General features: G+C 65.9%; 10 protein-coding genes and 1 rRNA gene. 4 read left to right on the forward strand and 7 right to left on the reverse strand.

What is annotated here, in order from left to right; genetic code table 11:
• Positions 1–14: 14 nt before the first annotated feature.
• Complete coding sequence (locus ACLJO0_RS33990) at positions 15–743, forward strand: DUF4191 domain-containing protein (RefSeq protein WP_125680464.1); 729 nt, start codon at positions 15–17, stop codon at positions 741–743.
• 546 nt (positions 744–1,289) lie between these two features.
• On the forward strand, positions 1,290–1,799 hold the full coding sequence (locus ACLJO0_RS33995) for a hypothetical protein (protein WP_410583117.1): 510 nt from the start codon (positions 1,290–1,292) through the stop codon (positions 1,797–1,799).
• A 64-nt stretch (positions 1,800–1,863) separates the two neighbouring features.
• Here the strand turns inward: ACLJO0_RS33995 and ACLJO0_RS34000 are convergent, their stop codons facing one another.
• Positions 1,864–2,349, reverse strand: a complete 486-nt coding sequence (locus tag ACLJO0_RS34000) for an RDD family protein (RefSeq protein WP_410583118.1) — start codon at positions 2,347–2,349, stop codon at positions 1,864–1,866.
• Between the two features lie 172 nt (positions 2,350–2,521).
• Between ACLJO0_RS34000 and glnA the strand changes: the two genes are divergently transcribed.
• Positions 2,522–3,946 (forward strand): type I glutamate--ammonia ligase, encoded by a 1,425-nt coding sequence (glnA, locus tag ACLJO0_RS34005; RefSeq protein ID WP_005167524.1) that lies wholly within the window; start codon positions 2,522–2,524, stop codon positions 3,944–3,946.
• Between the two features lie 92 nt (positions 3,947–4,038).
• On the opposite strand, the gene ACLJO0_RS34010 is transcribed toward glnA, so the two are convergent.
• The 5 genes from ACLJO0_RS34010 to ACLJO0_RS34030 all read right to left on the reverse strand — a co-directional run bounded on the left by ACLJO0_RS34010 (position 4,039) and on the right by ACLJO0_RS34030 (position 10,204).
• Complete coding sequence (locus ACLJO0_RS34010; protein ID WP_043847922.1) at positions 4,039–4,473, reverse strand: acyl-CoA thioesterase; 435 nt, start codon at positions 4,471–4,473, stop codon at positions 4,039–4,041.
• Positions 4,474–4,603: 130 nt separating this feature from the next.
• On the reverse strand, positions 4,604–7,576 hold the full coding sequence (locus ACLJO0_RS34015; RefSeq protein ID WP_410583120.1) for a bifunctional [glutamine synthetase] adenylyltransferase/[glutamine synthetase]-adenylyl-L-tyrosine phosphorylase: 2,973 nt from the start codon (positions 7,574–7,576) through the stop codon (positions 4,604–4,606).
• Positions 7,577–7,685: 109 nt separating this feature from the next.
• Positions 7,686–8,816, reverse strand: coding sequence for an anion permease (locus tag ACLJO0_RS34020; RefSeq protein ID WP_410583122.1), 1,131 nt, complete (start codon positions 8,814–8,816; stop codon positions 7,686–7,688).
• Positions 8,817–8,909: 93 nt separating this feature from the next.
• Positions 8,910–9,665, reverse strand: coding sequence for a type 1 glutamine amidotransferase (locus ACLJO0_RS34025; protein ID WP_410583123.1), 756 nt, complete (start codon positions 9,663–9,665; stop codon positions 8,910–8,912).
• An 86-nt stretch (positions 9,666–9,751) separates the two neighbouring features.
• Positions 9,752–10,204 (reverse strand): rhodanese-like domain-containing protein, encoded by a 453-nt coding sequence (locus tag ACLJO0_RS34030; protein WP_410583124.1) that lies wholly within the window; start codon positions 10,202–10,204, stop codon positions 9,752–9,754.
• A 107-nt stretch (positions 10,205–10,311) separates the two neighbouring features.
• Between ACLJO0_RS34030 and ACLJO0_RS34035 the strand changes: the two genes are divergently transcribed.
• A complete protein-coding gene (locus ACLJO0_RS34035) occupies positions 10,312–10,755 on the forward strand; it encodes an Lrp/AsnC family transcriptional regulator (protein WP_410583125.1) in 444 nt (147 codons plus the stop codon).
• 126 nt (positions 10,756–10,881) lie between these two features.
• Here the strand turns inward: ACLJO0_RS34035 and rrf are convergent.
• A 5S ribosomal RNA gene (gene rrf / locus ACLJO0_RS34040) occupies positions 10,882–10,998 on the reverse strand.
• Positions 10,999–11,004 lie beyond the last annotated feature (6 nt).

The raw sequence follows: 11,004 nt of genomic DNA on the forward strand, positions 1-11,004 counted from the left end.
CGTATCCTGGACGCATGGCGGGAAAGCAGGACAAGGAAGCAGCGAAGCTGGCCAAGAAGGAGAAGCGTGCCGCGAGCAAGGCTCGCCGCGGGCAGATCTTCGAGGCCTTCAAGATGCAGCGCAAGGAAGACAAGGCGCTCATCCCCTGGATGGTCGGGTCACTCCTGGTCATCACGGGTGTCGTGTTCGGCATCGGGTTCATCTTCGACGTCCACTGGGTCGTGCTGCCGCTGGGCATTCTGCTCGGCGCGCTCGCCGCTGTGATCATCTTCGGCAGGCGGGTCCAGAAGACCGTGTACTCGAAGGCCGACGGACAGCCGGGCGCCGCGGCCTGGGCACTCGAAAACATGCGAGGCCGCTGGAAGGTGACGCCGACCGTCGCGGCCACGACTCAGCTCGACGCCGTGCACCGGGTGCTCGGCGGGCCGGGCGTCGTGCTCGTCGCCGAGGGCGCGCCGCACCGCGTGAAGTCTCTGCTCGCGCAGGAGAAGAAGCGTGTGTCCCGCTTGATCGGTGAGACCCCGATCTACAACGTGATCATCGGGAACGAAGACCAGCAGGTGCCGCTGAAGAAGCTGCAGAGCCACCTCATGAAGCTCCCGCGGAACCTCAAGCCCGCCCAGGTCGACGCGCTGGAGGCGAAGCTGGCCGCCCTCGGCAGCCGCGGCGCCGCGATGCCCAAGGGTCCGATGCCTGCCGGCGCGAAGATGCGCAACGTCCAGCGCACCATCCGCCGCCGCTGACCAAGCGAGAATCAGGGGTCCTTTGCTACCGCATGCGGTAGCAAAGGACCCCTGATTCATCTCTGGACGAAAACTGTCGGTGCGTGGTCGCATGATCACTGAGTGGACAAAACCTCAAGCGCCCGGGAGACGGCGCTGGCAGCGATGTTCCCGGACGGCGTGGCCGCCCGGGCGAAGCTTGTCGCCCTGGGGCACTCCCATTCCTGGATCTCTCGCCGTTGCCGCGAAGGCGGTCCATGGCGACGTCCGATCCCCGGCGTCATCCTCCTGACCAGCGCCACCCCGACCAGTCGTCAACTCTTGAAGGTCGCCCTGACCCACGCGGGCCCAGAGGCGATGCTCACCGGAGTACAGGCCGCCAGGTTGTACGGAGTCCGAAGACTCCCGCCCGAAAGACGGGCCCACACCTTGATTCCTCATCGGAGCAAGGTCGCCACCTGGGGGTTCGCCGTCGTCGAGCGAACGATCCACCTGCCGGAACCAGTTGAGATCGACGGACTGCCCGTAGCCCCACTCGCCCGGGCCTTGATCGACGCGGCTCGGCGCATGGACGAACTCAAGACGGTGCGCGAGATGATCCACGACGCGGTCCATCGTGGGCTCTGCACTCCAGAGGAACTTCGAGACGAACTGGCGCAAGCCAGCACGATCGGCTCGGCACTGCCTCGAATCGTCGTCAACGCCCTCCAGGACGGCGTCGACTCCGCCGTCGAGCAATGGCTGGAGTCCGTGCTCGAGCGCAGCGGCTTGCCCGACCCCGCGCGGAATGCAGAGCTACGAACTTCGGACGGGGAGGTAGTCGGGGTCGCCGACGCCTGGTGGCCGCAGGTCGGCGTCGCCGTGCAAGTTCGCCATGCCGAGGTCGCTCTCGAACCGAGCAAGGTGTCCGAGGCGCCGGCACTTGTCGCACCAGGCCTTATCGTCGTCCAGGTAAGTCCCGCTCGACTACGAGACGAGCCACTGGTAGTGATCCAGGAGCTGCGAGCAGCCCACCGTCGCGCTCGTCAACGACCACCTCCGGATGTCGGCTTCGCCCCTGCAGCACCGGCCGCCTGACCACAGCCGGCTCGGCAGCCGTTTCCTCCGGCGAGAGCAAAGGTCCCTTGCTCTCCACCCGCGGTCATCGCATGCGGATCACGACGGTGCCGGTCAGCCGGTCGAGCCAGCTTCGTCCGTCGATGTTGCGGATCGCCGCCGGAATGATCACGAAGGTCAGCGCCGCCCGAACGACGGCACGCCACACACCGACCATTTGCGCGCCGTCGAGCCTGGCGACGCGGATCCCGACCGCTGCCATACCGGGGGTGAAGCCGAAGAAAGCCGCGGGAATGGCCGTGATCGCCGCCCAGACGCCGACCGACCAGAGATTGAACGTCTGCATGACAGCCGGATCCTGAAGGCTGGGTGTCACGAAGAGGGTGGTGGCCAGCGAGGCGAGCACCAAATCGATGATCAACCCCAGAAGACGTGCGCCGCCGCCCGCCACCGAGCCGACACCCGATTGGGGCAAGCCGAGTCGCTCACCACGCCACCGCTGCGTACCCTCGCCACCGGCCGTCGTTCCATCCCCGGCTCCGGGAAGCCATTCTCCGGTCCATCTCGCCACCCATCCAGGGTATGCCGGTGGCGCGGGCCACATTCGCCCTGGTCGACTACCCGATATCGCCGCCCCGTTAACACCGGCGAAACATACGGGTGACGGTCGGGCAACACCGCGCTCTTAGCGTGAGCCGAAGAGAGTACTGCCGCCGGCAACGAACGAGAAGGAGTCACCGAGGGTGCCCACTACTCCAGACGACATTCAGCGCCTTATCGCCGACGAGAATGTAGAGGTCGTCGACGTCAGGTTCTGCGACCTGCCCGGCGTTATGCAGCACTTCACCGTTCCGGCGAAGGCGTTCAACGAGGAAGCTTACGAAGAAGGCCTTGCCTTCGACGGCTCCTCGGTGCGCGGGTTCCAGTCGATCCACGAATCCGACATGCTGCTCCTCCCGGACCCCGAAACGGCGCGTATCGACCCGTTCCGCAAGGCGAAGACGCTCTCGCTGAACTTCTTCGTGCACGACCCGTTCACCCGTGAGGCGTACAGCCGCGACCCGCGCAACATCGCGCGCAAGGCCGAGCAGTACATCTCCGAGTACGGCGTCGCTGACAACGTGTTCTTCGGTCCGGAAGCCGAGTTCTACATCTTCGACTCGATCCGGTTCGACTCCGCCGAGCACGCCTCGTTCCACGAGATCGACTCCGTCGAGGGCTGGTGGAACACCGGTGCCGACGTGCCGGGCGGCAACCAGGGTTACAAGACGAAGTTCAAGGGCGGCTACTTCCCCGTCCCGCCGGTCGACCATTTCGCCGACCTGCGTGACGAGATCGTCCGCAACCTGCAGGGCTCCGGTTTCGAGATCGAGCGCGCGCACCACGAGGTGGGCACCGCCGGTCAGACCGAGATCAACTACAAGTTCAACACGCTGCTGCACGCTGCGGACGACCTGCAGCTGTTCAAGTACATCGTGAAGAACACCGTGTTCGCCGCCGGCAAGACCGCGACCTTCATGCCTAAGCCGCTCGCCGGTGACAACGGCTCGGGCATGCACTGCCACCAGTCGCTGTGGAAGGACGGCACGCCGCTGTTCCACGACGAGTCGGGGTACGCGGGCCTGTCCGACACGGCCCGTCACTACATCGGCGGTCTGCTCAAGCACGCGCCGAGCCTGCTGGCCTTCACCAACCCGACCGTCAACTCGTACCACCGGCTCGTGCCGGGCTTCGAGGCACCGGTCAGCCTGGTGTACTCGCAGCGGAACCGGTCGGCTTGTGTCCGTATCCCCATCACGGGCAACAACCCGAAGGCCAAGCGCGCCGAGTTCCGGTGCCCGGACTCGTCCGGCAACCCGTACCTGGCGTTCTCGGCGATGATGATGGCCGGCCTCGACGGCATCAAGAACAAGATCGAGCCGCCGGAGCCCATCGACAAGGACCTCTACGAGCTCCCGCCGGAGGAAGCCCAGAACGTCAAGCTCGTCCCTGGCGACCTCGGCGCGGTTCTCGACACGCTGGAAGCCGACCACGACTATCTGCTCGAGGGTGGCGTGTTCACCCCCGACGTGATCGACACGTGGATCTCCTACAAGCGTGAGAACGAGATCGACCCGCTGCGGCTGCGCCCGCACCCGTACGAGTTCTCGCTGTACTACGACGTGTAAGTCGTGCGGTAGCAACACCAAGAGCACGCCGGTGGTGAGGTGCGGAAACGCCCTCACCACCGGCGTTTCTTATTTGGATCTACGCGGTGCGACTACTCCGAAGTGGAAAGAACCTTCAGATCGACGCCCGCTCGCTCGATACGGCCGCGCGGGTCATCCACGAGTTTGCGTCGCTCGAGATCCATCAGTCCCAAGGTGCACGTGATCTCCGCGGAGAGGGTGCCGTCGATCTTGTAGATGTTCGAGTCCATGTGGAAGGTCTTGCCCGTGCCGAACTTGGCGTCGCAGGTCACGTCGACGACATCGCCGGCCCGAAGCTCGCGCCGGAACACGATGTGGGATTCGAGCAGCACGAAGGCAAGATTCGCGTCGCGCATGCCCGAGTTGAGGCCACCTGCGAGCTCCATCAGCTCGAGTCTGGAGACCTCGCCGTACGAGTGGTAGACGGCGTGGTTGAGATGGCCGAGAGTGTCCAGCTCATAGTGGCGCACCTTGATCCGGGTGCGAAATGGCTCGCGCACAGTCACCGGTCCACTGTAAGGGCCGCTCTCCGTCCGCGACGCCGAGTGTGAGCAAGGGACCTCTGCTACCGCCTCGGACAACCCGTGGCAAGTGACAGCAAGGGTCCCTTGCTCACTTACCGCAGGTCAGAGCCGGTCAGCCCTGGTAGAAGAGGGTCTCCACAACTGCGTGGGCACGTCGCGTCGTCCGCCGGTAGGCATCGAGGAACTCGCCTGGATCGTCGTCGGCCGAGTAGCCGAGCACTCGTGCGACCGCGGCGAGGTCGCGACCGGAGCTGGGGATCTCGTCGACGGCTTTACCCCTGACCAGCATCCCAGCGTTACGGACACGCGTCGCCAGCAACCATGCCTCGGTCAGGGATTCGATCTCGGCGGGCTCGGCCAGCCCGGCCTCCCCCGCGGCCTTCAGCGCCCCGATCGTCGAGGTGGTCCGAAGCCCTTCGACCTGATGCCCGTGACGCAGCTGCATGAGCTGCACGGTCCACTCCACGTCGGCGAGCCCTCCACGCCCGAGTTTCGTGTGCCGTGTCGGGTCGGCGCCCTTGGGCATCCGTTCGGTCTCTACCCGCGCCTTGATCCGCCTGATCTCCCTCACCCGGACCGCGTCGAGGCCTTCCTGCGGGTAGCGAATGGGGTCGATCATCTCGATGAATCGTGCACCGAGGTCGTCGTCACCGGCGATGAACCGGGCGCGGAGCAGCGCTTGGGATTCCCAGACCTCGGCCCACCGCCCGTAGTAGCTGCGGTAAGAGTCGAGGGTCCGCACCAACGGACCGCTCCGCCCCTCCGGCCGGAGATCGGCGTCGACGACCAACGCCGGGTCGGGACTGGGCGCACCGAGGATCTTGCGCACCGTCTCGGCAACAGAGGAAGCGAACTTCGCTGCTTCGGAGTCCGACACCCCTTCGGCCGGCTCGCACACGAAGAGGACGTCCGCGTCGGATCCATAGCCGAGTTCTGCCCCACCGAGACGCCCCATACCGATGACAGCGATCTTCGCGGGCGTCTGGCCGAGTTCGGCCTGGCGCTGGCGAAAAGCAGCGGCCAAGGCACCCTGCAACACGGCGGCCCACACACTCGACAACGCCTCACAGACGGCGGGGACGTCGAGCAGACCCAGCAGATCTGCCGATGCGATCCGCAACATCTCATGTCGGCGAAGTGATCTCGCGGCCGCGACCGCGGCGTTCAAACCCGGCTGACGCCGCACCGCGGCTCGCAGCGAGGTGGCTACTTCGGCCGGAGTGCGACCGGCCAGCCGCGCGGGATCACCGAGCAACTGTAGGACTTCCGGCGCTCTCGCCAGCAGGTCGGGCACTAGCCGCGACGTGCCCAGCAGGAACGCGAGCCGCTCGACGACGGCCCCCTCGTCACGGAGAACCCTGAGGTACCAAGGCGTTTCTTCGAGCGCTTCCGAGACCTTCCGGTAGGACAGAAGTCCACGGTCGGGGTCCGGGGTGTCGGCGATAAGATCCAGCAGGACCGGCAGTAGTGCCTGCTGAATGGCCGCCCGACGGGACATTCCCGCGGTCAGCGCCTTGATGTGCTGCAGCGCCCCGTCCGGCGCGGCATAACCGAGGGCGGCGAGGCGGCTCTCCGCCTGTTTCGTCGTCAGCCGTAGCGCTTCGGTCGGCACGTTCGCGACCGATTGCAGCAGCGGCCGGTAGAAGAGTTTCTCGTGAAGGCGGCGGATGCTCTGCAGGTGGCGGCGGAATTCCGCCAGCAACGCGTCGCCTTCGCTTCTGCCACGGGCTGGCCGCACACCGCTCGCCCTCGCGATCGTTCGCAGCTCGCTGGAGTCCGAGGCGGCGGGAAACAGGTGCGTACGCCGTAATCGGCGAAGCTGGAGCCGATGCTCGATGGTCCGGAGGAACTCGTACGAGGAGGCGAGTTCCGCGGCATCCTTACGGCCGACGTACCCGCCTTCTCCCAAGGCGGCGAGTGCGTCCAACGTGGACGGAGAACGTAGCTCCGCGTCGATCCGGCCGTGGACCAGTTGCAGCAACTGCACGGCGAACTCGACGTCGCGAAGGCCTCCACGCCCGAGCTTCAGCTCTCGCTCGGCGTGCGCGGACGGCACATGGCCTTCGACACGCCGCCGCATCTTCTGCACCTCGGGAACGAAATTCTCCCGATCGGCCGCTGCCCACACCTTCGGCGCGACCATCTCCGCGTACTGGCGCCCGAGCTCGGCATCGCCTGCGACCGGCCGTGCCTTGAGCAAGGCCTGGAACTCCCAGGTCTTGGCCCACTTCTGATAGTAGGTGGCATGTCCGTCGAGAGTCCGGACCAAGGCGCCCGCCTTCCCCTCGGGACGCAACGCCGCATCGACCTCGAAACAAGCCTTGCCGACCACGCGCATCATCGTGCTGGCCAGCCGCGTGGAGACCGAAAGATCCCCGTCACCGACGAAGATGACATCCACGTCGCTTACATAGTTCAGCTCTCGACCACCGCATTTACCCATCGCGATCACGGCGAGCCGGCCGTCAATCCCGGCGCCCACCTCGGCCTCGGCGACCAGAAGTCCCACCTTCAGCGCGGCCTCGGCCAGCGTGGTGAGCTGTGCGCCGATTTCGGCATAGGGCGGTTGACGGAGGCCGGGTTCGACCAGATGACCGAGGTCGGCGGCGGCGATTCCGAGGAGCAGCTCGCGATACCCGATGCGGAGAGCCTGCTCCGACTCAAGTCCTGTGAGCAGTTCCTCTTCCGGCCGCAGATGCTCGAGGAGGCTATTCACGTACTGATCCGGCTCGGCGCTCTTCTCGCGTTCAAGGGTCTTCCAGCAGTCGGTGTTCGCGACGAGGAAGTCCGCGAGCGCGCTCGAAGTGCCCAAGACACCGAGCATCCGGCCGCGGAAGGTGCGGTTGGTGCGGAGCGCCTGGTCAAGCTCATCCCAGGTGGACAGGTCTGCTTCCCGGATCCGGTCCAGCCCACTCAACGCGAGATCGGGATCCGCCGCACGGGAGAGTGCCGACAACACGTCGGCGGCGGAGCCGTCCGGGCCGGATTCGGTCCACCAACCGGCAGCACGCAGCTGCCCGTCGGCACGGGGGTCGGTGAAGCCGTATCTCGCCACGGAAGCGGTCGGCCTGGCGCGCTCAACCATCGGCTTCCACCGTAGTCGCCCTTCCGGCCATGACCAGACGGACGCGCAAGGGAGCGAGGGACCTTTGGTGTCGCCCTTCGCGCGGCGGTACCAAAGGTCCCTTGCTTCGCTAGGCGGCGATCCTCCCGACTTCCGGTTCAGGGAGGGTCGGGGCGGGAGTGGTGAAGCTGCCGGCATTGACGGGACTCCGCCGGGAAAGGAGGTAGATCCCGATGCCGATCGCCAGGCCGGCGACGCCGACGGAGATCGTCCCCACCGTGCCCGTCGAGGTCACGAGACCGGCCCCGGCACCGACGATGGCCGCCGCCGGAAGCGTGAACAGCCAGGCGATCACCATACGGCCGGCCGTGCGCCAGCGGACCGGTGACTCGTTCCTGCCCACGCCGGAGCCGACGATGCCTCCAGAACAGACGTGAGTGGTCGAAAGCGGGAAGCCGAAGTTCGTCGAAGCGAGGATGACCGCCGCCGAGCTGGTCTGCGCGGCGAAGCCCTGCGGGCCGGCGATGTCCGTCAGACCTTTACCCAGCGTGTAGGTGATTCGCCAGCCGCCCAGGTACGTGCCGAGCGCCAACGCCAGCGCCGCGCTGACGATCACCCAAAGCGGCGGCCCGGCCCCGGCGGGAAGGGTTCCTGCGGTGATCATCGTCAGCGTGATGACACCCATGGTCTTCTGCGCGTCGTTCGTACCGTGGGCGAGCGAGACCAGCGAAGCCGAGATGATCTGCCCGACTCGGAAGCCGGCAGTGCGGCCGCGGCGGACGAAGATCCGGTAGACGAAGTACGTCACGATCATCGCGACGAGACCGGCCAAGACCGGCGACAGCGCCGCTGGGACCAGCACCTTCTCGACGATCTTTCCGAAATGGACGGAGTCCGTTCCGGCCGACACCCACGTGGCCCCGATCAGCCCGCCGAACAGCGCGTGGGACGAACTGGACGGCAGTCCGACGAACCATGTGACGAGGTTCCACACGATCGCCCCGACCAGGCCACCGAACACGATCGCCGGTCCGATCTTGGTGTCGTCGACCAGTCCATTCGAGATGGTCTTGGCCACTTCGACCGACAGGAAGGCTCCGACCAGGTTCAGGACCGCGGAGATCGTCACCGCGACTTTGGGACGCAACGCCCCGGTGGCGATCGACGTCGCCATCGAGTTGGCCGTGTCGTGGAACCCGTTCGTGAAATCGAAAATTAGGGCCGTGACGACGACGAGCACGACCAACACTGAGGGCTCCACCCCGACCTCCGAACCCTTCGAAATTCCCTTCGCAAGGTACCTGACGGCAAGACCGGAGTGTTAATAACCCATACGCATTTGAGACATAAGTCGTTAAGCCATCGGCAATGTACGTTGACGGTCCGCAGCCGGGGCGAGGTCACCGGACACCAGTCGGACGAAGCGGTGGGCGAACGGTCGCCAGGTTTCGGTGATATCGGCATGCACTCGGGCGAGGTTTTCCGGGGTCAGTACGTCCGGCCGGGTGAGTTCCGCCATTTCCGGCGATTGCCGCGCCCAGTCGAGGACCACGTCCGGCGTCGTCTCGACATGGAACTGGACACCGTAGGCACAACGGTCGAACCGGAAGGCCTGGTAGGCATACCGCGGCGAGGAGGCCAGGAGCTCGGCGCCCGCGGGCAACCGGGTGATCGCGTCGTTGTGGAACTGCAGGACGTCTTGCATGAGTGGCAGTTCCGCGAAGAGCGGGTCGATCCAGGCTGCGTCCTTCTTGGACACAAGCCCTGGGCCGACCTCAGGCCCTTGATCGCCTGTCGCGACGCTGCCGCCCAACGCCACCGCCAGGAGCTGACCGCCGAGGCAGATCGCGAGCGTCGGGATACGCGCGCCAGCAGCCTTCGAAAGAAGCTTCCGCACATCCGCGAGCCACGGATGTGCGGCGTCATCGTTGGCGCCCATCCCGCCGCCGAGGCATACGACGCCCCCGTACCCATCAAGATCGGCGGGGAGGATCTGATCGGGCAGCAAGCGGATGTCGAGCTCGGCTCCCGCCTCGGTGAGCCAGTCGCCGAGTGGGCCGATCGGGTCTGATGCATCCGGCTGGATGACGAGCAACTTGGGAGCGGTCACCTCACCAGCCTACGACCCCGGGAGAGCAGGGGACCTTTGCTACCGCCCGGCCCGGAGCGATAGCAAAGGTCCCCTGCTCCCTCTGGTCAGCAGGCGCAGCGTGGGGTGGGCGCGGAGGTGAGGACTGGCGCCAAGGTGTCCCGGTCAACGGGATAGCCGGCTGCTTGCCAGGCGGTGATGCCGCCGGACAGGCGTTTGACCTTGAAGCCGAGCTCCGCGAGTTTCAGGGCTCCCTTGGTCGCGGCGTTGCAGTGGATGCTCTCGCAGTAGCAGATGTAGACGAGGCCACGGTCCAGTTCGCTGACCGACTCGGGCGTCATGTCCCGGTACGGGAGGTTGATCGCCCCGGGGATGCGAGCCGACGCGAAGGCTTCGGGGGCGCGGGTCTCGACGATCACGTACCCGCGCGGAGCATCAGACGTGAGGTCTTGGACAAGGTCGTCGGGGTCCACCTCGAGTGCGAGTTCGGCTCGCAGGTGCGCGGCAGCGGTCGCACTGTCCAGGGCCGGGAACATCAGTACGCGGGGTTCGGTCGTCATACCTCAATCCTGCTGATCACTGATCAATCCGAACATCGGAGAATCCAGGTCTCACCGCCGGTTAGCCTGGAGATCCCTGGCGGGCATGACGATCGACCTGGAGTTCTGTGAATCTCGATGATCTCGACTGGCAGTTACTCGAACTGCTCCAGTCCGACGGCCGGCTGACCTTCTCGGAGCTCGGCCGGCGAGTGTCGCTGTCCGCACCCGCGGTGACCGAGCGGGTCCGCCGGCTCGAGGAGAAGGGGATCATCACCGGATACTCGGCCGGCGTCGACCTGACGAAGCTCGGGCTACCGATCGAGGCGATAGTCCGAGCGAAGGTACGGAGCCTCGACACGGCTCGCTTCCGCGAAACCATTCTCGTGCTGCCTCAGGTGCTTGACGCCGATCACGTCACGGGTGATGAGTGCTGGCTCGTGCGGGTCGCCTGCCGAAACACCGCGGAGTTGGAGGAGCTCGTAGAGCGGATGCAGCGCTATGGGGAGACGACGACTTCGCTGGTCTTCTCGTCGCCTGTGCGCCGACGTGCGGTCAGCCGGCGGAGCTGAGCGAGGCCGCGGGGAGAGCAGGGGCCCTTTGCTATCACCTGGCAGAGATGGGTATGAAGAAACGGGCCCAGGTCGGGAGAACTCTGGGTTCTCAACCGGCCTGGGCCCGTTTCTTTTTCAATGTTAGTCCGGCGGTGTCCTACTCTCCCACAACCCTTCGGTTGCAGTACCATCGGCGCTGTCAGGCTTAGCTTCCGGGTTCGGAATGGGACCGGGCGTTTCCCTGACGCTATAACCACCGAAACACTA

The sequence above is a fragment of the Amycolatopsis sp. lyj-108 genome (assembly GCF_046549005.1).
Classification (GTDB): domain Bacteria; phylum Actinomycetota; class Actinomycetes; order Mycobacteriales; family Pseudonocardiaceae; genus Amycolatopsis.

Excerpts from the sequence above, each read along its gene's own strand:
- ACLJO0_RS33990 (WP_125680464.1), top strand. The coding sequence starts at position 15 with ATGGCGGGAAAGCAGGACAAGGAAGCAGCGAAGCTGGCCAAGAAGGAG.
- ACLJO0_RS33995 (WP_410583117.1), top strand. The coding sequence starts at position 1,290 with ATGGACGAACTCAAGACGGTGCGCGAGATGATCCACGACGCGGTCCAT.
- ACLJO0_RS34015 (WP_410583120.1), bottom strand. The coding sequence starts at position 7,576 with ATGGTTGAGCGCGCCAGGCCGACCGCTTCCGTGGCGAGATACGGCTTC.
- ACLJO0_RS34030 (WP_410583124.1), bottom strand. The coding sequence starts at position 10,204 with ATGACGACCGAACCCCGCGTACTGATGTTCCCGGCCCTGGACAGTGCG.